Source organism: Tautonia sociabilis (assembly GCF_003977685.1).
Classification (GTDB): Bacteria; Planctomycetota; Planctomycetia; order Isosphaerales; family Isosphaeraceae; genus Tautonia; species Tautonia sociabilis.
In genome coordinates, this window is the sequence record NZ_RYZH01000003.1 from 102280 (window position 1) to 124756 (window position 22477).

The 22477-nt window shown below is 69.0% G+C and carries 14 protein-coding genes and 1 tRNA gene; 10 read left to right on the plus strand and 5 right to left on the minus strand.

Annotated features, from left to right (window positions below):
- Positions 1-28 precede the first annotated feature (28 nt).
- Both TsocGM_RS02530 and TsocGM_RS26735 read left to right on the plus strand, forming a co-directional pair.
- Positions 29-1117, plus strand: coding sequence for a WD40 repeat domain-containing protein (locus TsocGM_RS02530; protein WP_126723748.1), 1089 nt, complete (start codon positions 29-31; stop codon positions 1115-1117).
- A 227-nt stretch (positions 1118-1344) separates the two neighbouring features.
- Complete coding sequence (locus TsocGM_RS26735) at positions 1345-1515, plus strand: hypothetical protein (protein ID WP_391731279.1); 171 nt, start codon at positions 1345-1347, stop codon at positions 1513-1515.
- A 142-nt stretch (positions 1516-1657) separates the two neighbouring features.
- Here TsocGM_RS26735 and TsocGM_RS02540 read toward each other — a convergent pair whose 3' ends face one another.
- From TsocGM_RS02540 to TsocGM_RS02550, 3 genes are all read right to left on the minus strand, one after another.
- Positions 1658-5530 (minus strand): WD40 repeat domain-containing serine/threonine protein kinase, encoded by a 3873-nt coding sequence (locus tag TsocGM_RS02540; RefSeq protein WP_126723749.1) that lies wholly within the window; start codon positions 5528-5530, stop codon positions 1658-1660.
- 48 nt (positions 5531-5578) lie between these two features.
- Entirely contained in the window at positions 5579-7516 is a 1938-nt protein-coding gene (locus TsocGM_RS02545; protein ID WP_126723750.1) for a M48 family metallopeptidase, read from the minus strand.
- 118 nt (positions 7517-7634) lie between these two features.
- Positions 7635-8291, minus strand: coding sequence for a LemA family protein (locus TsocGM_RS02550; protein ID WP_126723751.1), 657 nt, complete (start codon positions 8289-8291; stop codon positions 7635-7637).
- A 332-nt stretch (positions 8292-8623) separates the two neighbouring features.
- Here TsocGM_RS02550 and TsocGM_RS26740 point away from each other — a divergent pair, with 332 nt between their 5' ends.
- Positions 8624-10225 (plus strand): MBOAT family O-acyltransferase, encoded by a 1602-nt coding sequence (locus TsocGM_RS26740; protein WP_233578197.1) that lies wholly within the window; start codon positions 8624-8626, stop codon positions 10223-10225.
- A gap of 43 nt (positions 10226-10268) precedes the next feature.
- On the plus strand, positions 10269-11402 hold the full coding sequence (locus tag TsocGM_RS02560) for a hypothetical protein (RefSeq protein WP_126723752.1): 1134 nt from the start codon (positions 10269-10271) through the stop codon (positions 11400-11402).
- A 249-nt stretch (positions 11403-11651) separates the two neighbouring features.
- Here the strand turns inward: TsocGM_RS02560 and TsocGM_RS02565 are convergent, their stop codons facing one another.
- Complete coding sequence (locus tag TsocGM_RS02565; RefSeq protein WP_126723753.1) at positions 11652-12911, minus strand: SurA N-terminal domain-containing protein; 1260 nt, start codon at positions 12909-12911, stop codon at positions 11652-11654.
- 201 nt (positions 12912-13112) lie between these two features.
- On the opposite strand from TsocGM_RS02565, the gene ggt reads away from it, so the two are divergent.
- The 5 genes from ggt to TsocGM_RS02590 all read left to right on the plus strand — a co-directional run bounded on the left by ggt (position 13113) and on the right by TsocGM_RS02590 (position 17941).
- Positions 13113-14918 (plus strand): gamma-glutamyltransferase, encoded by a 1806-nt coding sequence (ggt, locus tag TsocGM_RS02570; protein ID WP_233578198.1) that lies wholly within the window; start codon positions 13113-13115, stop codon positions 14916-14918.
- A gap of 209 nt (positions 14919-15127) precedes the next feature.
- A complete protein-coding gene (locus TsocGM_RS02575) occupies positions 15128-15514 on the plus strand; it encodes an HU family DNA-binding protein (protein WP_126723754.1) in 387 nt (128 codons plus the stop codon).
- A gap of 276 nt (positions 15515-15790) precedes the next feature.
- Positions 15791-15875 (plus strand) — tRNA-Leu (locus tag TsocGM_RS02580).
- Between the two features lie 876 nt (positions 15876-16751).
- Positions 16752-17030 (plus strand): hypothetical protein, encoded by a 279-nt coding sequence (locus TsocGM_RS02585; RefSeq protein ID WP_126723755.1) that lies wholly within the window; start codon positions 16752-16754, stop codon positions 17028-17030.
- Positions 17031-17107: 77 nt separating this feature from the next.
- Positions 17108-17941, plus strand: coding sequence for a universal stress protein (locus TsocGM_RS02590; protein ID WP_126723756.1), 834 nt, complete (start codon positions 17108-17110; stop codon positions 17939-17941).
- A 36-nt stretch (positions 17942-17977) separates the two neighbouring features.
- Here the strand turns inward: TsocGM_RS02590 and TsocGM_RS02595 are convergent, their stop codons facing one another.
- A complete protein-coding gene (locus tag TsocGM_RS02595; RefSeq protein ID WP_126723757.1) occupies positions 17978-18640 on the minus strand; it encodes a 3-keto-disaccharide hydrolase in 663 nt (220 codons plus the stop codon).
- A 522-nt stretch (positions 18641-19162) separates the two neighbouring features.
- Between TsocGM_RS02595 and TsocGM_RS02600 the strand changes: the two genes are divergently transcribed.
- Positions 19163-22441, plus strand: coding sequence for a PSD1 and planctomycete cytochrome C domain-containing protein (locus tag TsocGM_RS02600; RefSeq protein WP_233578199.1), 3279 nt, complete (start codon positions 19163-19165; stop codon positions 22439-22441).
- Positions 22442-22477: the final 36 nt, after the last annotated feature.

Here is a 22477-nt window from a genome sequence, read left to right on the forward strand (position 1 = left end):
CGATGGTGCCGAACCGGGGAGTTTTGCAATGGCGAATCGATCGAGGGGGAGCGCTCCGGCTGGGAGGGGCAGCGAGGCGGGCTGGATCGGCCGTTGCTGGACGAATCCGGTGCTGGTGCTCGGCGCGGCGGGATGCGTGCTGATCTGGGTCGTGGCGTCCGATCCCTCGGAGCCCTCGAAGTCGAGGTCCCGGATGCTGGTTGGCGCCCGGGAACCGGTTCGGCTTGTCCGGGTTTCTCTCGACGGCACCAACCTGGCGGCGGCCTCCGCCGACCAGGTGATCGTCTCCGAGTCCGGGAGGCTTCGGACCCTCCCGATGGATGTCGAGCTTGGGGCGAGCCCGCTGGCGATGGATTGGTCCCCCAGCGGTGCGATACTGGCGATCTGCGACCGTCCCGGCGGCCCGATCTGGTTCTGGGGGACTGCCGACGAGGCTCCTCCGGCGATCCTTGACGGCGTCCGAGGCGACCGCCTGGAATTCCTCGCCGACGGCCGGCTCGCGATCGGGACCTCGGATCGGGAACTGGTCCTGGCCGACCCGGACTCGGGCGCCGTGCTCGATCGCCTGGCGCTGCGGGACTCGGCGTGCCTGCTCGCATCATCCCCCGACGGCAGGTACATCGCCTTCGCCACCTGGCCGGACAACGACGCGGGGGGGATCGGCGTGTGGGACCGCCGCACTGGCGAGTCTCTGCTGCGGGAGCGAGCCCACCGGATCGCCGTGACGGCCCTGGCATTCTCGGAGGACGGGACCTCACTCTACACCGCCGGCTCCGACCGTCTGATCCGCCGCTGGGATCGCTCGTCCCTGGACTCTCCCCGCGCCGAGGTGGAGCGGTCGCACACGATCTACTCCCTCGTGGCTCTGCCGGGCCGGGGAGAGCTGGCAATGGGGGACTCCTGCGGCTCCATCACGATCGCCGATGCCCGGACGCTCCTCCCCTCGGGGAGTGTCCGGGAGCACTCCGCGACGGTGACCTCGCTCCAGGCGATGCCGGACGGCCGATCGCTCGTTTCCGGGAGCCTTGATCACACCGTCCGGCTCTGGGATCTCGACGCGATCGCTCCTCCGGCCGGGCTCCCGGTGGACGTCTGCTCCTCGATCGCCGCCGAATGAGCCGTCCGGGTTCGGACTCCCCCGATCCCAACCCGGATGGCTCGGCCCTTTGGTGAGAGTCGGCTCCGACGGAAGGGATCGGCTGGGGGCTTCAGAGACGACGACCGGGGCGGGGATCGATCAAGAGGCAAGACGGGCGGCCCCTGGGAGCTAGAGTTCTTCGTCTCCATGTCGGACTTCGGCCCCTCGACGTAATCAAATGTTCGACAAAGACCGGCGCCGAACTCATGGGCCGGGGTGACGAGTTCGGCACCCTGCAGGCCGGCAAGCTGGGAGATGTGCTCGTCGTCGACGGCGACGTCCTCGCCGATATTGCCATTCTCCAGGACCGCTCCCGGTTCCTGGCCGTGCTTCAGGGCGGCGTCCTTAAGGCGGGCCGCCTGGTCCTGGGCCGCTGAGGACCTCGGGGCGATGGTGCGGGGCAGGGCGATCGACCGAGGATCCAGTGCCCCTGGAGCGCGGTTGGTTTCCGGATCACCGATCGTCCTGCCCGCATCGCCCCTTGCCCGCACCTTGGCTCCTGCGGCCGGAGCGATTGCCTCACGGGGGGGTTGCGTCGGGTTTCCCGGTCCGCCTCGCGAGCAGGCGGCGGATCGCATCGGGAGCCCCGGACAGGGGAGGGGGGAGGGCGCCCCGATCGATCCGGTCGGCGTTCGAGGCGACGAGAATTGACCGGCCGTCGGGGGAGTAGGCGACGGCCGTGACGGCGAGCTCTCCAAGCAGTGGGGGGCCCACGGGGGTGCTGGTGGCGACGTGCCAGACCTCGGCCTCCGCGTTCTCGCAGCCGACGAGCAGGGTTTGACCGTCGGGGGAGAAGGCCAGGGTCATTGGCACCCCGGCGTTGGGCATCGGCGCGCCGGCGGGCTCACCGGTCCGGGCGTCCCAGAGGCGGACGATCCGCTCTCCTCCCGCGGTGGCGATCAGGAGGCCGTCGGGGCTGAAGGCCGCGTCCCGGATCCAGCCGTGGTGCGTCAGGCGGGGGCCGACCTCTTCCAGCGTCTGGATGTTCCAGCGGCGGGCGGTCTTGTCCCGACTGGTCGTCAGCAGAATCCGGCCGTCTGGACTGATCGCCGCCGAGAGGATCGTCTCGGTGTGGGCCTCGATCCGACGTCCCGTGGCGCCTCCCTCGTCGTCGAGGGACCAGAGGGTCGCCCCTCCCCGATCGTCCCCCGAGAGCACCAGCCGGGCGCGCTCGGAGAACGCCAGGGCCGTGACTCGGCCCGACTGGGACGCCGACCAGTCGCTCAGGAGGCCGGTCCTCGCGTTGCCGGTGAGGATGGTCCCGGAGGCGTCGCCGACCACGAACCGGCTGCCGTCCTCGGAGACGGCCAGGGACGTCACCCTGTCCGGCAGGACGATCGAGGGTTCGAGCGGCAGGCCTGTCCGGGAGTCTCGCCGCTGGAGTTCCTCACCGACCCCGACCATCAAGACGGTTCCCCCGAGGGCAAAGGCCCGAGGACCCCGATTCCCACCAGGGGAGAAGACGGCGGGGGGCGGGCCCGGATCCGGCAGCTCCCAGAGCCGGGCGCGATTGTCGGTCCCGCCGGAAGCCAGGGACCGGCCGTCGGGGGCGATCGCCATGGAGACGATCACGTCGTCGTGGGGCAAGGCCGACGGGAGCTGCCGACCGGAGGCGGTCTCCCAGCTCCTTACGTTCCCGTCGGCCGACGCGGTGAAGGCCAGGGGTTCGGTCGGGTGGAAGGCCACGGCGAACACCCAGCCCCCGTGCCGGAGCGGGCCGGAGCGAGCTCGTCCGGTCTCGGCGTGCCAGAGCCGGGCCGTCGTATCGATACTGCCGGTCAGCACCGTCCGCCCGTCGGGGGAGAAGCAGGCGGAGAGGATCCCCTGCGGATGGGTGATCGGTGGGCAGGTCGGGGAGAGCGTCCCGGCGTCCCAGAGCCGCGCCGAGCCGTCCCAGCTGGCCGAGAGCAACAGCCGACCGTCGGGAGAGTAGGACAGGGAGGCGATGTGATCGGAGTGCCCGGCCACCGCCCCGAGCGGGAGGCCGTTCGAGGAGTCCCAGACCCGGACCACCCCGTCGGCTCCCCCGGTGGCGACCCGGAGCCCGTCGGGGGAGAACGCCAGCGCGTCGACCGCGACGCCGACCGAGGAGGGCTCGCCGAGCGCCGAGCCGGTTTCCGCGTCGAAGAGGACGATGCCCCCGGCTCCCGCCACGGCGATCGTCTCGCCGTCGGGGCTGAAGGCCGCCCGAGTCGCCGAGATGCCCCCGGGAGCCGGCATGGGCTTGCCAACCGGCGAACCGTCGGAGACGCTCCAGAGCCGGGCGAAGCCGTCGTCGCAGGCGGTGACCACGAGCGTCCCGTCGGGGGCGAAGGCGATCGCCCCGACCGCGGCCGGGTGCTCCAGGTTCGCCCTCGGCGCGCCGGTCCGGGTGTCCCAGAGCCGTGCCGAGCCGTCGAGGCTGGCGGTCGCGAGCGATCGGCCGTCGGGGCTGTAGGCGAGCGACCGGATCTCGCCGCCGGGACGAGGATGCCCCAGGTCCCCTCGGAGGCGGCCGGAGCGGGGCAGCCAGCTCGACAGGTTTGCCCGGCAGGCGAGCTGCAGGGGACGATCCCGGGCCTCCCGGGCGAGTTCCAGGGCCCGGGTCAGCTCGAACAGGCCGGCCTGGACCTCTCCGGCCCGGCATCGGTCGATCGCCCCGTCGAGGGCCAGGCGGGCGGACAGCAGGCGCGTTTCCCTCAGGCTTCGGCCGATGGCGACCGCCGAGAGCACCGACACCAGGGCAACCAGCACCAGTGCCGTGACGGAGGCCAGCACCGCCGGGCGATGGCGGCGGGCCCCTCGGGCGATCCGGTCCGCCCAGGACTCGGGAAGGGCCGAGACCGGCTCGTCGTCGAGCCATCGCCGGAGGTCCCTGGCCATCGCCTCGGCTGACTCGTAGCGGTCCGCCGGAGCCTGGGCCATCGCCTTCTGGCAGATCGCCTCGAGTTTCCGGGGCACGTCGGGGGTCCAGTCCCGGGGGAGGGGGGGGCCGCCTACTCCAGCCGGGGAGGTGCCAGCGGGGGCGTCGCTGGCTCCCGGCGGGGGCGTTCCGGTGAGAATGGTGAAGAGCGTCGCCCCCAGGCTATACACATCGCTTCTCGGCCCGACCACCCCCGACCGCCCGCTTGCCTGCTCAGGGCTCATAAAGCCCGGAGTCCCGAGCGCGGAGCCGACCGCGGTCAGCGTCGGGTGATCCTTCGATGGCGGGCGGCGGTCGCGGTCGGCCGGGTCGGGGGTGAGGAGCCGCGATCGGTCCCGCCAGGGCTTGGCCAGTCCCCAGTCGACTACCAGCGTCTCGCCGAAGGCCCCGAGCATGATGTTGGCCGGCTTGAGGTCGCGGTGGACGATCCCCCGGCTGTGGGCGTAGGCGACCGCCTCGCAGGCGAGGGTGAACCGCCGGATGAGCTCCCGGCCCCGGGTCGCGGCGGCCCAGCTCTTGCGCCGGTCCCCCTTGCGATCGGCGGCGATCGCATCCCGCAGGCTCTCGCCCCGGACCAGTCGCATCGCGTAGAAGGGGCGGCCGTCGTCGGCCAGGCCGACGCCGTAGATTGGCACGATTCCCGGGTGTTCGAGCGTCCCGGTGATCGCCGCTTCTCGGAGGAACCGAGCCCGGGCCGACGCCCCCTCGCTCGCCTCGGCCCGGATCTCCTTGAGGGCGACCGCCCGGTCCAGTTCCAGGTCGATTGCCACCCAGATCATCCCCAGCCCCCCCCGGGCCAGCGGGCAGATGATGATGTAGCGCTGGGCTAGCTCCAGCTCCCGAGAGCCCAGGCCCCGCCGATCCAAGGAAGCCGGGAGCGGCTGGTCGTCTGGCCGAGTTGTCGAGCCGTCCTGGCCGGCATCGGAGGGGATCGCGGGAGTCGGGTCGGGGTCGCGCTCGGGGGCGGTGTCGACCCGGTCGGCGACGGGCAGGGCCGTCGTCTCGCCTCCCGGGGAGGGCTGCAGGCGCCCCTCGAATACCCGGGTGATCGACCGCTCCGGGTCGGCGATCCAACGGTCGACGACCGAAACCAGATCGTCGCCGAGGCCGTTGACGAGGGCCTCGATCGCCTCCCGCTGCCGGTCGTCGATCCGGCCCCGATCATGGAGGATCTCGGCGATCGACCGTCTCGGATCGGCGATCCAGCACTCGAAGGCGTCGAGCAGCTCCATCTGGTCGACGTACCCCTCTCGGGCGGCGAGGATGCCGAAGAGCAGGTCGCGATCGGCCTCGGCTCCTCCCAGCCTCGTCTCCCCCCGGGACGGCGCATGCGAGGCGGGCGAAGGCGCCCCCCCGTCGATTCCCGGGGGACCGGGAGACGAAGGAAGCCGGGGGATCGGGTCCATGCCGTCGACTCGGGAGGAGGTGACTCTCGAAAGGCGGCTTCGGGCTTCGAGGTCCAGCCCGGCGCGGTTCGATGCCGCCAGCATGATCGGCGATCGGTCTGGGCGCAAGGACCGTCCCGGATCCGTCCCGGCTCAGGAGGAGTCACCCAGGATCGGCGGCATCGGGCTGCCGAGCGAGTCGGCGATCGCTCGGAGCAATTCCCCTTCCTGGACCGTGATCCGTCCGTCGGCGGCCACGGCCGACGCGCATCCCCGCAGGACGTCGCGCTTGAGTGTCGGGCTCGCCTGGGCGAGGACGTCCAGTGCCTGGCCGATCTCCTCCAGCCCGGCGTCCGGCTCGGGGGAGAGCCGGATCCCCTCCCACTTGAGGGCTCGGGCTCCAACGTTGAAGGCCGATCGGACTTCGCCGTTGGGCGCTCCTTCGACCTGGCCGACCCGCGAGATCGCCGAGAGCAGCACGGCCGTCGGCCGGGCGATCGCCTCGGGAGATCGGTACCGGATGCTCGGGGCCGCCTTGCCGCCGAACTGGGAGCCAAGGTGTCGCATCAGCAGCCGGAGCAGGGCGAACTCGAAGAGGCTGATCGACCGGTCGGCTTCCATCAGCGCTCGAATGTTCCGCTGGAAATCGCGAAACTGGTCCGCCGACAACTGACGGAGGCTTGGGATCGCCAGCTCCACCAGGGGGAGCCGGGCGGCCGGGTCGATGCCGGCGACCTTCGGAATGGCCTTGCGCGTCTCCTCGAAGACCTTCGGGTCGGCGTGCTCGGCCAGGGAGCGGAGCTGTGCCTCCCGGATGCGATCGTTCGGGTCGAGCAGCAGCGCGTAGACCAGGGCCCGAGCGCTGTACGGGTCCCGGGTCAGCCGCTGGACGGGATCCGGGAGCGATTCGAGCAGCCCGGCGGCGTAGGCGAGCCGCTGCGGGTCGACGGTGCCGATCCGGGTGATCGCCTCCACCGGATCGAATCGCATTCGCTCCTGGGCGGGAGCGTTCGGGGGCGAGAACCCAGCCCGATCGACCCTCGCCTGCGAGGGAGGCTCGAGCGAAACCTTGGAGAAATCGCCGTCGAACTGCGGGTCGATCCGACGGATGCGGTCGGTCAGCGGAGGGTGGGTGGCGAGCAGGCTCAACCAGGCGCCACCGACGCCGTCGCCGAAGTACATGTGGGCGGCCTCGCCGGCCTCGGGATCCTCGAGCTTCGATCCTTCGGCCAGGGCGCCGATTTTCTTCAAGGCTCCGGCGATTCCCTCGGGGTTCCGGGTGAACTGCACCGCGGAGGCGTCGGCCAGGTACTCGCGCTGCCGGGAGACGGCGGCCTGGATCAGCCTTCCGAAGAAGACGCCGACGTACCCGATGACGTACAGGGCCAGGCCGATCAGCGGGAGGGGGTTCCCCCCCTTGCGGTCGTCCGAGGCGCGCATGCCGCTATAGAGGGTCGACCGGAAGATGATCCAGCCGGTGATCCCGATCAGCAGGATGCCGAACAGGACGCCCATGAGCCGGATGTTCAGGCGCATGTCCCCGTTGAGGATGTGGCTGAACTCGTGCGCCATCACGCCCTGCAGCTCGTCCCGGGAGAGGGTGCGGACGCAGCCCCGGGTGACGCCGATCACCGCGTCCTCCGGGGAGAATCCCGCGGCGAAGGCGTTGATCCCTCGCTCCTTGTCGAGCAGGTAGACCGGAGGCACGGGAGTCCCCGAGGCGATCGCCATCTCCTCGACGACGTTGAGCAGGCGGCGCTCGTCTGGGTCCCGGGTGTCGGGGTGGACGAGCCGGCCGCCGAGGAGCTCGGCCACCGTGTGCCCTCCCCTGGAGAGCGAGGCGATCTTGAACAGGCTCCCGCCCCCCACTAGCGCCGAGACGCCGACGGCCACGATCCCGAACAACCCCGGGTCCCAGAGCACCGGACCCGATGACGGGGCCACCCCGCTCTCCTCGCCGCCGAGGCCGAGCAGAATGCCGGCGATGGCCAGGTAGACGGCCGCGATGATCGCGATCACCGCCAGGATGAAGTAGAAGACGAGGAGGCCCGTCTTGCGTCGGGCGACCTCCTGATGCTCGAAGAAATCCATGGGAGAGATTCGGCCGAATGCGGTCGGAGATCGGCGGGTCAGGAGAGTAATGAGGATGGGGACGGCCGGCGACGCCCTCGGGCCGGTCGCCGGCCGACGTTCGCCGACCGGATCGAGGTCAGGAGAACGACACGCGGGGCGCCTCGCGCTCCTTGGGGGATTCGAGTTCAAAGAACTGGGCCGGTCCGAAGCCGAACATGCCGGCGAAGATGACGGCGGGGAAGACCTCCCGGGCGGTATTGTAGGTCATCACCGCGTCATTGTACGCCTGCCGGGAGAAGGCGACCTTGTTCTCGGTGCTGGTCAGCTCCTCCTGCAACGCCAGCATGTTCGTGTTGGCCTTCAGGTCGGGATACGCCTCCGACAGCGCGAACAGGCGGCCGAGGACGCCGGTGCCGGCGGAGACGGAGCCCAGCTCCGACTCGGCGCTGTTGAGCCGCTTCATCGCGTCGGGGTCGCCGGGGTTGGCGGCCACCTGGTTGCTGGCGGTCACGGCAGCGTTTCGGGCGTTGATGACGGCCTCGAGCGTCTCGCGCTCGTGGCTCATGTAGCCCTTGGCGGTCTCGACGAGATTGGGGATCAGGTCGTAACGCCGCTTCAACTGGACGTCGATCTGGGCGTAGGCATTCTTGTACCGGTTGCGCAGCTGGACAAGCTTGTTATACGTCCCGACGGCCAGGAAGATCAGGACGACGACGATGGCCCCGATGACAAGCAGGGCGATCGCCGTGCCCCCGAGGCCTCCCGAGACCTCCTGGGCGAGCAGCGGCAGCATGGTCGGTCGTTCCTCCGGCGGGGGGCGAGATCGAGTCGGATCGAGCCAGGCCGCCGATCCGGTTGGATGGGATCGGGTCCCGGCCTTGACGAGGTCTCCACGAGACTACCGGGATTTCGCCGGCAAGTCCAATTTCTCAAGTCGAAGCCGCGGCCGGGATGGCCGATCGCTTTGCCTTGACCATCCCGGGCGGATCTGACACAACGTCGAGGCCCCATCGCCGGCCCGAAGGACCGGGCCGCCGCGAGCCTCTCCGCCCCGAGAATCCCGCCTGATGCGACCGGGCCCCGGCGCGGCGATGGGCCTGCGATCGCGAGACGGCGGGGGAGCCGATGGTCTTCAACTCGCTGGCATTTGCCGAGTTCTTCGCCGTCGTCTTCGTCCTCTACTGGGTGCTTCGGCGTCGGCTCCGGGCCCAGAACGCGTTGCTGCTGGGGGCCGGGTATGTCTTCTACGCCTGCTGGGACTGGCGGTTCCTCGGCCTGCTGGTGCTGTCGACGGTCGTCGACTATGGATGCGGCCTGCTGGTCCATCGCGTCAAGGTTCCCAGGACGCGGAGGATGCTGCTCGCGCTGAGCATGATCGCCAACCTCGGCATGCTCGGCTTCTTCAAGTACTGCGACTTCTTTGTCGGGAGCCTGGCGCTGCTCCTCGATCGGCTGGGGATCGAGGCCTCGCCGCCCACGCTCGGCGTGCTGCTGCCGATCGGGATCTCCTTTTACACCTTTCAGTCGATGGCCTACGTCATCGACGTCTACCGCCGGGAGATCGAGCCGACCCGAGACTTCCTCAGCTTCGCCGTTTTCGTCTCCTTCTTCCCCCACCTCGTCGCCGGGCCGATCATGCAGCCGAGGACGCTGTTGCCGCAGGTTTCCCGGCCGAGGCGGTTCGACCTGGAGCAACTCTACCGAGGGGCCTACCTCATTGCCTGGGGCCTGGCGAAGAAGGTGGTGATCGCCGACAACCTGGCGCCGATTGTCGATGACCTGTTCGGTCGCTGGGAGACGATCGACGGGGGCCTGGCCTTGCTGGCGGTCTACGCCTTCGCGTTCCAGATCTACGGCGACTTCTCGGGATACACCGACATCGCCCGCGGTGTCGCCCGCTGTCTCGGGTTCGAGCTCGCCTTGAATTTCAACCTACCGTATTTCTCCGCCAGCCCTGGGGAGTTCTGGAGGCGCTGGCACATCAGCCTCTCCCAGTGGTTGCGGGATTACCTGTACATTCCCCTCGGCGGCAGCCGGGGAGGACGGGCCGTCGCGATCGGGAACGCTCTGCTCGCTGGCCTGGTCGCGTGCCTTGGGGGCGGGGTGATCCTGGCGATTGGGGAGGCGTCGGGGCCCTCCGTCGAAGGGTTCTCCGTCCTGGGGATCGCGATGGGAGTCGGCCTCCTGATCGCGTGTTCGGCGATCCTGACAATCCGGGGGACGGTCGCGCTGACGTGCCGGAACCTGATGCTCACGATGATGCTCGGCGGGCTCTGGCACGGCGCGGCGTGGACCTTCGTGGCCTGGGGGGCATACCAGGGGATCTTGCTCGTCGGCCAGCGGTTGCTCGATCCGACGCTGGAGCGGCTGCGGCCGGCCGATCCGTTCGCCCGGAACTGCTGGAAGGCCGCCTGTATCGTCGGGACGTTCCACCTTGTCTGTCTCGGTTGGCTGCTGTTCCGAGCCGACTCGACCGCCCAGGCGGCCGGGATGCTCGGTGCGATTCTCTCCGGCCCGTCGCTGCCCCCCGCGACGTACCTCGCCCCGGTGCTGGCCTGCGTGCTGCCCCTGCTTCTGGTGCAGGCGGTCCAGTATGCCTCGGGGGATCCGGAGATCCTGCTCCGGGCCCCTTGGTATGTGAGGAGCGTCGCCTACACGGCCCTCTTCTACGGAATCGTGCTGGGAGGCGAGTTCGGCGGGGGCCAGTTCATCTATTTCCAGTTCTGAGCCGCGATTGCGGTCCGCCCGCCGTCGATTGGAGGACCTCAGGATGGCCCCCGACCAGACTCGATCGACGATCCCTCTGGGGCTGCTTGGCGCGCTCATCCTCGTGGTGGCGATTGAGGCGAGCCGGGCCGATCGGCCGATCGACCGGCAGACCAAGACGGGTCTGGCCTGGCAGTTCGGCGCCGAGGCGGCGGCGGAGCCCGCGGTGATCGGGGCGAGGGTGCTCTGTCTGGGCGACAGCCGAATGAAGCTCGGGGTCCTGCCGGTGGTGCTCGAGGATCGGATCGGCCTTCCGGCGTACAACCTGGCGGTCCCCGGGGCGCCAGCCTCGGCCACGGTCATTCTGCTGGAGAAGGCCCTCCGGGCAGGGGCAAAGCCGAGCCTCCTGGTCGTCAACTTCGACGAGAATCTGCTGGCCGTCTCCCCCCGCGAGCGCGTCTCCGAGTGGCCGGAGCTGCTCGGGCCCGGCGACTGGCTTGGCCTGGCCCGCCGCAGCGGCGACCTTGATTTCGTCCTCCGGGTCGGCCTGGGGATGATTCTCCCCTCCTGGAGGGACCGCGAGGCGATCCGAGAGCGGATCGTCGCCGCTCTTGGAGGCCGTGAGCGGCCGATTCTGCCCGAGCTCCGGGCCCTCGACCGCAACTGGCGGCGCAACCTCGGCGCGCAGGTCGCGACGCCCGGGGAACGAGTTCCCTCCTCGACGGCTTTCATCGACTCTGGGGCCACCCCTCGATCCCGAGGGTGGCGGCCGCATCCGATCAATGCTCAGGCGGTCCATCGGCTCTGCTCGCTGGCCGATCGCCTTGGGATCACGGTCGCCTGGCTCCTGCCGCCGAGCCGGGCCGACTGGACCGATCGCCGCCGCTCGCTCGGGCTGACTGAAGCGTTCGACGCGTTCGTTGCCGAGGTGCTCGACGCCCACCCCAACGTCGTCGTCGTCGACGGACGCTCCGCCGGCTTCCCCGATGCCGCGTTCCGCGACCCGACGCACCTGGACGGCCTCGGCGCCTCCTCGCTCTCGGAATCTCTTGCCGACGCCCTGCTCCCGCTCCTCGACCGTGGCCGAGCCGATGACGACTCGGCCCGATTGGTCGCCCTGCCGGCCTATCGGCCGCCCTCCTCGAGGCTCTCGCTGGAGGACATGGCGACCTCGGCCGCCATGGTTCGGACCCGCTGATCTGATCTCTTGCCCTGGCGTCCGATGGTCCCCCGGTCCCCCTCGCGCCGAGCTGGCTCGGATCGGGGCCAGGTCGCGTCGTGGTCGGTCGTGTCCGACTCCGTCGCCGCCCTCCGGGATGACACAGGCCCGACGATCGAGGAGGGGGGAGCGGGCCGGGCCGAGGCGGGGGGAAATGCGAGGAGGCCGGAGCGGGGCGGATGCCCGCTCCGGCCTCCCGGGGATCGAGTCCGGAGAAGTCGCCGACGATCACTTGGGGGAATCGGACTCCTTGGGCTGTTCGCCGCGCGACGGGAGCTTGGGGGGCTCGGGGGCGCCGACGGGGCGCTCGATGCCGGTGCCCGCGGGATCGTCCTGGGCCTGCTGGATGGCCCGGAGCTTCTCCTCGGCGCGGGAGGGGGGGATCTCCTGCTCGGGCTTCGACATGCGGACGCGGTTGACTTCCTCGTCCTTCACCGCGGCTTGCGACTGCTCCTGGCCGGAGAGCTTGATCTGGCCGGTGAGGTGATTCTCGACGGCCGCCTGGAGGAAGAGGTCCTCCATGACGGTCTTCATCCGCTCCTGGAGCTTGGCCTCGAAGATCGAGGCGGTCATCTGCTCGATCAGCTTCGGATCCTGCCGGTCGACGTCCTGGCCGGGCTCCAGCCGCTCGCGCTGGAAGATCACCCAGGCGGTTTCGTTCACCTGGATTGGGCCGGTGAAGTCGCCGTCCTTGGGCTTGTGCGAGGGGTCCTTGTCGTCGGGGTCGCCGTCGACGAGCTGGGCGAAGGCCGCGTCGGAGACCTGCAGCGGTTCGGAGTATCGGGAGATCGGCTGGGAGAGCAGGCCGCCGAGCGGGGCGGAGTCTTTGTCCAGCGACAGGTTTCGGGCGATCGTGGCGAAGCCGCCGGGGTTGGCCTTCACCTGGTTCCAGACGTCCTTGGCCTTGGCCAGCGAGTCGACCATGATCATCCGGACGACCAGCTTGGGGCCGAAGTAGGCCTCGAAGGCACGCTCGAGGTCTTCCTCGGTGACCTGGACGCTGGGCTCCGCCAGTTTGCGCAGGGCGACGCCGGGGAAGGCGATGTACTCGGCGTACTGTCTGGGGCTGAGGTTCCGCTCCCGGGCCAGGGCGCGGAGGAAGTTTTCGCGGTCGATGCCGGCCCGGGCGGCGTCGCGGTCGATCTCCGAGTCGATCTCGGCGGCGGTGACGGAGATGCCGCGGGTCTTGATCGCCTGGTCGATGAGCGACCGCATGATCAGTGTGTCGAGGACCTCCAGGCCGTGCCGGGCGACGCACTCATCGGCCAGCCTCTGGCGGGAGATGACCTCGCCGTTGACCACGGCGATTGGGTCGCTTGGGTTGGCCGGTACGGCCCGCAGCGCCAGCGGGGGAAGGGGCTGGGCCGCCCCGTTCTCCTGGGCCGGAGCCCCCGGCTTCGACTGCATCGCGCCGGCCGGCGCCAGGCCGAGGATCAAGACCGCGATGGCCGGCACCCCGAGACGGCCGGCCCGGATCAGTTCGCCCATGTCGTCCCTCCTTGAACTCGTCGCGCCGGGGAACTTCGGTGGCGATCCGGCACGTTCCGGCCGATACCATAACGTTCGGCCCCCTCCGGTCAACGCCGATCTCGACCCGACGGCGTCCCTCTCCCCGACCTTTCTGGGCCCTGGACCGTCATTGACCGAGCCGGACCCGATCCTGGGTCGGCCCCCCTCGGAGACCCCCACGTGAGCATCCGCCTCGAACCCGCCCCGATCGCCTCCTCCTCGACCCGACGTCGACGGCCCCGTTGCCGGCCGATCCTGCTGCTGGCCCTGGTCGCGATCGCCTCGTCGCGTCTGCTCGTCGCGCCGACCTCCCAGGCCGAGGAGTTTCGCCGGCACGTCGTCGTCTCGCAGGAGGAGCATGCCTCGGATGTGGGCCGGGACGTGCTCCGGCAAGGTGGGAACGCGATCGATGCCGCGGTGGCCACGGCCTTCGCCCTGGCGGTCACCCACCCGGCGGCGGGGAACCTTGGCGGCGGCGGGTTCATCGTCGCCTTCCTGGCCGATCGCGGAGAGGTGGTGACCTTCGACTTCCGGGAGCGTGCTCCTCTGGCCTCGACCGAGCGGATGTACCTGGACGACGAGGGGAAGTTCCTGCCCCGCCACCGCGCCGGCCTTCGAGCGGGCGGCGTGCCGGGGACGGTCAAGGGGCTCGGCCTGGCCCACGAGCGGTTCGGGACGCTCCCCTGGGCGGACCTCGTCCTCCCGGCGGTCGCGCTGGCCCGGGACGGCTTTCCTGTCTCCAACACCCTCGCCCGTTCGCTCAATAGCCAGCTCTTCGACGACGACGGCGCTTCCGACGCGCTCGACGGCAGCGGCCGAGGGGCCCGGCTTGCCGACTTCCCCGCCTCGGTTCGGGCCTTCCGCAAGCCGGACGGCACACCCTGGCAAGCCGGCGACATCCTGCGACAGCCCGACCTGGCGGACACCCTCTCTCGGATCGCCGAGCACGGGCCCGACGAGTTCTACGGCGGCCGCACCGCCGAGTTGATCGTCGCGGCCATGCAGGCCGAGGGTGGGTTGATCTCCCGCGAAGACCTGGAATCGTACCGGGCCGTCCAGCGTCCCCCGGTTCATGCCACGTTCCGAGGTTACGACGTCTACGGTATGGGGCCGCCCTCTTCGGGGGGGATCGTCGTGCTCCTGGCCTTGAACATCCTCGAGCGGTACGACCTGGCCGCCGACGGGCCGGAATCGGCGGAGACGCTGCACCGGATCACCGAGGCCATGCGACGTGCGTTCTTCGTTCGAGCAACCCGGATCGCCGACCCGGACTTCATCGACGTGCCAGCCGATGTGCTGACCTCGCAGAGCTTCGCCGACGACCTGGCTGCCTCGATCGGCCCCAAGGCCACGCCGAGCCAGGATCTGGCCGACTTCCCGATCGCCGGCCTGGCCGAGGGGAGCGACACGACCCACCTCTCGGTCGTCGACGGCTCCGGCAACGCCGTGGCCCTGACCTACACGCTCGAGCAGGGGTATGGCTCCAAGGCGGTCGTCGCCGGCACGGGATTCCTGCTGAACAACGAGATGGGAGACTTCAATCTCGTGCCCGGTGTGACGAGCGCCTCCGGCCTGATCGGCACGCCGCCGAACCGGATCGCCCCCGGCAAGCGGATGCTCAGCTCGATGTCCCCGACCATCGTCCTGGAGGACGGACGTGTCCGGCTGGTCACCGGCTCGCCGGGAGGGAGGACGATCCCCAACACGGTGCTCTGGGTCGTGCTCAACGTCCTGGAGTTCGGCCGCAGTCCTAGGGAGGCCGTCGACGCCCTGAGGACCCATCACGCCTGGTTCCCCGACGTGATCACCCTGGAAGGCCGGCGCTGGCCCGAGGAAACGACCCGGGAGCTCCGCGATCGCGGCCACCGGCTCCGTTCCACGGAGCTGCAGGGGGATGCCCATACCATCATCGTCGACCCGGTCACCGGCCTCTTGCACGGCGTCAACGACCGGAGGCGGCACACATCCAGGGCGTCCGGAGACTGAACCCGGGGCCCTCTGACGGGGTCCGAGGGGCGTTTCACCGCAAAAAACGCTGCAAGGGCGCTGTCCTGAGGCGATTTTTCCTGTATATTTCCGGCCGGAGCGTCGATCTGGTTCGGCAGGAGCGTGGTCCGAGCCTCCCCGCCGCGGGCCGAGGCCGACCGTCACGGCTCCCAGGGTCGACCGATCATCGACAGGAGGGGATGCGATCCATGGCCGCGAAGAAAGCCGCCCCCAAGGCCGCGTCCGCGAAGGCCGAGAAGCCCGAGGCCAAGGCGAAGGCCCGGCCGATGACCAAGAACGAGCTCTACTCCGCGCTATCGGAACGGACCGGCTTGGCCAAGAAGGACGTGGCTAGCCTCTTCGAGCACCTCGACGAGCTCGTCCGCACGTCGCTGACCAAGCGGGGCGGCCCCAAGCAGTTCGTCCTTCCCGGTCTGCTGAAGATCCGCCTCGCTGAGAAGAAGGCCACTCCGGCCAAGAAGGGCCGCAATCCGCAGACCGGGGAGATCATCGACATCCCCGCCAAGCCCAAGCGGAACACCGTCAAGGTCACCCCGCTGAAGGCCCTGAAGGATTCGGTCCTCTCCGGCAAGTGATTCCCCGACCGCCCTGGAGGAGGTGCCGTTCCCGTCTCCTCCTCCAGGCCGTCGCCTCGCTCTTCGGTTCGATGTTCCCCTACCGCGATCGGCCCCGGAAGCCCCCCGATGCCCACCCTCGCCCCCGTCTTCTCCCAGGCTCCGACCGGTTCCCGTCCCTCCGCCCGGGGCACCCCCATCCTCCTCGACGACACCTCTCCGGCCGTTCCCTGAGCGGCTGGCGTCACCCCCGACCCTCGGTCGATCCTCCCCCGAGCGGCCGGCCTGATCTCCCTTGCCGGCGTGGCGGAACGGCAGACGCAGGAGACTTAAAATCTCCCGGGGGGGAACCCCCGTGTGGGTTCGACTCCCACCGCCGGCATCTCGACTCCGACCGCCAGGGGTCGCCAAAAGCCGCCTCTGCAACAGGCTTGCGACGACGCGGCCCGGCCGAGATTGACGGGGAATCACGTCAGCAACCGCCAACGTCTGCCTCCCGCCGTCTCCCGACTGCTACCAAATCTGCTACCACGATTCCGCCTGACCTGTCTGAAATCGTGGATGCTTGGCCGTCGCTGTCCGAGGCGGTCCGGGCCGGCATCCTCGCCATGGCCCGGGCCGTTCGGAAGTGATCCAGAGTGCGCGGAAAGCGCGGAAAGTCGCCTCGCCCGGCCGGGTGCCAGACGCCGATCGAGAAGGTCCGCCAGATCCTCAAGGCAACCGAATCGGTCCAGGCCCTCGCCGCATTCGATGAGGCGACGAGGGACAATCAGGGCGGGGCGAACAACCGATCTGAAGCGAACCAGTACACCAAGGGCGAGGTTGACTGTGACATTGTCCCCACCGCCCAGTCTTGTGCTGGAGCACTGTCGGATGGAGAACGATCCGACGCCAGCGCGGCGTCCATCAATCTCTAGGGTGGGTGGGAAGTCAAACCCACGCACGGTTCGGCGAGCACGTGACCAACTGGTCACCTATCACAAGACGAAGGGTGTGGTCAAGGATTGACAACCTCCGTGTCGGAGGTAGTATTAAGGGTTGAATAGTCGGCTCGCGAAGGGCCGACCATTCCGGCGATGAGAGCCCCAGCAACTGCCATCGGGCAGAGGTTGGGGTTTTTTTGTGGTCGAGCCTCCTGATCGAGACTCTCGGAGCGTCCACCTGCGCCGATTACCTCTCCTGACGCGCTTCGTCCCATGATCGCCCGCGAGGCCCCGATCGCTCGGGCGGAGGGATAGAAGGATAGGAGGACTCTCTGATGATTCACACCCAAAGTCGGATCGTCGTGTCGGAGGGCCCATGCGAGGCGCATGGGGTGGCCCATACGTGCGTCCATCATCAGAACTTCCCGGAGAACTGGGCGCAAGGGGAAACCCCCGCAGCTGCGGCACGATATTTGCTTAACATGTTCGAGAAGGAGCTCGACAGCGTCGGCGGCGATCGCCATCGCGAGGGGATCATCAAGGCGATGGCTGACCTTCGAGAGTTCCTCGCCGAGCACCAGTGGGATGCGGTTGACGAGGAAGAGTCGCGCTGATCCGACAGGGGAGACGCCGGCAGCGTCCTCACCCGGGGGGGCCGGCGCGGACCCCATTCCCCCGCGGAGCTGGACCGATGCTCAAGACCATGCTCGTCGGGCTCGACGGCAGCGTCGACGGCGACGCCGCCCTCGAACTTGCGATCCGGTGGGCCTCCCGGCTTGACGCGATGGTTGTCGGCCTGGGAATCGTCGATGAACCCGGCATCCACGGTGCCGAGGAGACTTGGCTTGGCGAGGTGTATTTTCGCCAGATCAACGAACGTCTCACCGAGGACGTTCGCCGCGCCGTTGATCGAACTTTGGAGCGCGCCGCGATCCGCTGCGCCGAGGCGAAGGTGGCCTTCAAGCCCCTCGAGGATGTCGGCAATCCGAGCGAGCGGATCCTGGTCGAAGCCCAACGCTACGACCTGATCTTGATGGGCCAGCGCACTCACTTTCGGTTTGGCTGGGAGGACGCGGCCGACGATACGCTCCGCCGCGTCTTGACGGAGAATCCCCGGCCCGTTGTCGCATGCCCCAGGCGGCCTGGACCGGAGTCCCGAAACGTCCTCATCGCCTTCGATGGCAGCGTGCAAGCTGCCCGAGCGCTCCAGGCGTTCCAGGCCTCCGGAATCGGCCAGGACCGTCAGATCTCCGTATTGTGCTGCGGCACCGACAAAGTTGAGGCCGCTCGCACAGCTGATCGAGCCTCGGAATATCTCGGCTTCCACGGACTCGCCGCGAAGCCAATCGTGCTGAAGTCCGACCGGGCCCCGGCCCGCGAGATTCTCGGGCAACTCGAAGAAACCAAAGCCGAATTGCTCGTGATGGGGGCCTACGGTAAGCCGACCCTCCGCGAGTGGATCCTCGGTTCGACGACTCGGGCCGTCCTGAAGGAATGCCCGGTGCCCGTCTTTCTCTTCCACTAGAGCGGTCGCATGCTCGATCCCCCGGGGGGACGAACGTCACTCCGACTCGCCGTCGAGTGACTTGACCTCCATGTTGCGGAAGTCGACCCGATCGCCGTGGCCCAGCAAGGCGATGTGCCCCGACTTGCGTGCCAGGCCCGGGTGCTCCCGATGGTCCATGGTCCCCCCTTCCGAGGCCTCGTCGAGGTCGGCGTCGACAATCGTCTCGCCGTTGAGGACGACCTTTACCCGGCGGCCGATGCAGGAGATCTCCTGCGAGTTCCACTCGCCCGCAGGCTTCAGGTATCCCTTCTTGGCAGGAACCACCCCATAGACTGAGCCGTGGTACTGATAAGGCTGCAACGCGTTGTACTTCTCGGCCGAGTTGTCGAGCACCTGGATCTCCATCCCCGCATAGGCCGGATCCCCCTCGGTCGGGGTCCGCAGACCGATGCCGTTGTTCGCGCCCGGGGTCAGCCGGAACTCGAATCGGAGCACGAAGTCTCCGTACTCGTCCTCCGTGAACAACTTGCCGCCGCTACCCGGAATACAGTAAAGGATTCCGTCTTCGACAGCGTATCCATCAGTGGCGCCGGTCCAGCCGGAGAGGTCCTTGCCGTTGAACAGCGGGACGAACTCCTGCGCCGGGCAAGCGGCCGGGGCGGCGACCGCCGTGAGGAACGCCGAGGAGAGGATCGCCAACGCTCGGGTGTGGGACATCGTACTCGTGCTCTCGATCGTGGATGACCCTCGGCTCCGGCGACCGCCCTCGACGGCTCGGAACGGCCCGAGGTTGACCGAGATCTAGCGGAATTCCAGGCTCGTTTCAAGCGCCCACGCCCGAACCGACCCGGCGGGAACGCCGCGCGACCTTGCCGCTTGGCAGCCGTTCGCCCTGCTCGTCTTGGTACGATCGGCCCGACCGAAAGGGGAGGGTCCAAACCGAGCCGTCCCCCGAGATCGGTTCTGGGTGATCCGAACCGCCAGGGCGTGTCGAGTCTGGCTTGATCGTGGCGGAGGGGACGTTCAATAATTGATCAATGACCCGCCGGAGATCGTCGGGTTGGGTGATCGTTCTGGGCCGAAGCGCCTGGAGCCGAAGCACCCAGCGCCCCCCATACAGGCCTGAGCGCCTCCCGCCGCATCGCCCTCCCCGAAGGATCGGCCGCAATGATCCCGATTCGACCGCACTCCCTCATCGTTGGCCTGGCGACGTCGCTCCTCGGAGGGCTTTCCCTCCTGATGTCGCCCGCGCCGGCTTCCGGGGATGACCGGCCCGACACCTGGCCTCCCGAGTCGCTCGACTTCTTCGAGGCCCGCATCCGTCCCGTGCTGGCCGAGCGCTGTGTCTCCTGCCACGGTGACCGTAAGCAGAACTCCGGACTCCGGCTCGACTCCCGCGAGGCCATCCTCCAGGGGGGGCAGATCGAGGGGCCGGCCGCCTTCCTCGACGACCCGGCGGGGAGCCCCCTCCTGCTCGCCGTCCGACACGAGCTGGACGGGCTGACCATGCCCCCCGACGGCAAGCTCCCGGACCCGGTCATCGCCGATCTCGAGCGCTGGGTTGCCCTCGGCCTCCCCTGGCCAGACGACGCCACGATCCCCACTCCGGAGGGCATTGCCGACGCCTCCGAAACCCACTGGGCGTTCCAGCCCGTCAGCGACCCGACTCCTCCGGAGGTATCCGACCCCTCGTGGGTCGTTTCCCCGGTTGATGCCTTCATCCTCAACCGGCTCGACAAGGCCGGCCTCCGACCCTCGCCTCCGGCCGACCGGCGCACCTTGATCCGGCGCGCGTCGTTCGACCTGATTGGACTTCCCCCGAGCCCCGAAGAGATCGACGCCTTCCTCGCCGACCCTCGCCCCGACGACCAAGCCTTCGCCGATGTCGTCGAACGCTTGCTCGCCTCTCCCCACTACGGCGAGCGCTGGGGCCGTCACTGGCTCGACGTCGCCCGTTACGCCGACACCAAGGGTTACGTCTTCACCGAGGAACGCCGCTACCCCTACGCGTATACCTATCGCGACTACGTCGTCCGCTCCTTCAACGAGGACAAACCCTTCGACCGGTTTATCCTCGAACAACTCGCCGCCGATAAGCTGGGCCTCCCCGACGACGACCCGGACCTCGCCGCGATGGGGTTCCTGACGGTCGGCCAGCGCTTCCTCAACAGCAAGAACGACATCATTGATGACCGGATCGATGTTGTCGGCCGGGGCCTGATGGGCCTGACCATCAGCTGCGCCCGCTGCCACGACCATAAGTACGACCCCATCCCCACCGCCGACTATTACTCCCTTTACGGCGTCTTCGACAGCTCCACCGAACCTGACCCCCTTCCCGTCATCGCCGAGCTGGACGACGCCGGAGGCCCCGAGCGTGAGGACTTTCTCCGGCAGCTCCAGGAGCGGAAGGACGCCCTTGCCGAGTTCGAGCGTTCCAAACGCGACGAGATCATCCAAGACATCCGAGCTCGGCTCTCCGTCTACCTCGACGGCATGCTTGCCCTCAACTCCTCGGGGGCCCCGGATGGGGAACGCCCCGGCCGAGATGCCGTCGACAACGTTGCTCGCGAGCGGGACCTGGCCCCGCGCCGCCTGAGCACGTTCCTTACGAAGTGGGAGGACTTGCAGTCGCGGACCAAGGACGAGCACGACTCGATCCTCGCTCCCTGGCACGCCCTGTCCGCCATCCCGGCCGATCGGTTCGCCGAGCAGGCCCCCGGCGTGATCGACGACCTGCTGGGCAATCCCGAACGACCAATCAATCCCATCGTCGCCCGGGCGCTTCGGGAGCCGGGGCCACCGTCCACCTTCGCGGAATTCGTCGGACGGTTCGCCTCCGCGCTGTCGAGCAAAGAGGACGAGGAGGGGCGTGCTGAGGTCGAGGCCCTGTTCGTCCCCGAAGGCGGCCCATTCTCGATCCCGATCGCCGAGGTCACCCGGCTCCTCGAACGCGACGAGCGGAACCAGCACACCGAGCTCTCTCGCAAGATCGACGAACTCCAGGCAAACCACCCCGGCGCCCCTCCCCGGGCGATGGTCATGGTCGACTCGGAGCGCCCGAGCGAGCCGGTTATCTTCCTCCGCGGCAATCCCGGCAACCGGGGCCCGCAGGTTCCCCGTCAGTTCCTCGAGCTGCTCGAAGGAAAGGACCGAACGCCCTTCACCGACGGCAGCGGCCGCCTCGAGCTGGCCCGGAAGATCGCCGACCCGGAGAACCCGCTCACCGCCCGGGTCATGGTCAATCGCGTCTGGATGCACCTCTTCGATCGGCCGATCGTCGGTACCCCCAGCGACTTCGGCACTCGGGGCGACGCCCCCACCCACCCCGAGCTGCTCGACTACCTCGCCCGGCGTTTCGTTCGAGACGGCTGGTCGATCAAGGCCATTCACCGCCTGATCCTCTCCTCGAACGCCTATCGCCAGGCTAGCGTCGACCGCCCCGAGGCCGCCGCCATCGATCCGGAGAACTTGCTGCTCTGGCGCCAGAACCGCAGGCGCCTCGAGCTGGAGCCGATGCGAGATGCCATGCTCGCGGTCGCCGGACGCCTCGACTCCCGTCTCGGCGGGCGTCCCCAGTCCTCTCCGTCCGACCCCGACGGGGATCGGAGGACGCTTTACTCGATGATCGACCGCACATTCCTCGACGGCGTCTACCGCACCTTCGACTTCGGCAGCGTCGAGGTGTCCAATCCCGCCCGGCCGAGCACGATCGTCCCGCAGCAGGCCCTCTTCCTGATGAACAGCCCGTTCGTCGCCCGCCAGGCCCGTGAGCTTGCCTCCCGAGTGACCGAGCAGGCCGGTTCCGACGACCCCTCGGCCTTCGTCGGCCGGCTCTATCACCTCCTCTTCGGACGGGCGCCAGACACCGAAGAACTGGCACTTGCCCTGGCCTTCCTCTCCTCGGCCGCCGAACCGTCCACTTCGCGCTCCTCCCCCTGGAGGTACGGCTTCGGCATCTTCGATGAGCAAGAAGGCCGCGTCGCCTCATTCCAGGAGCTCCCCTACTGGTCCGGAGACTCCTGGCGATTCGGTACCGAGTACCCCCACCCCGAGGGGCGATATCTCCGGCTCTCCGCCGGCGGTGGCCACCCTGGAGACGACCCGAGGCACGCCGCCATCCGCCGATGGGTTGCCCCGAGCGACGGGATTGTCCGCATTCGGGGCCGCCTCTCCCACGATTCGGACAAGGGGGACGGGATTCGAGCCCGAGTCGTCTCCTCCCAGAGCGGGTTGCTCGGCGAGTGGACCGTGAAGGGGAGCCGCACCCGAACCCAAGTCGATGGGATCCCCGTCCGCGTCGGTGACACCATCGACTTCATCGTCGATTGCATCGGCGGACCCGCCTTCGATTCGTTCGAATGGGCGCCGACCGTCCTGCTCGCATCGCCCGGCGGCGACATCGCCCGGTGGGACGCCACGTCCGACTTCACCGGTTCCGCATCCCCTCCGCCGACTCCGGAGGAGCGGTACGCCCACGCTCTGCTCATGACCAACGAATTCCTCTTCATCGACTGATCCGGGGCTCCGATCGCCCGGTAGGCACCCCACCCG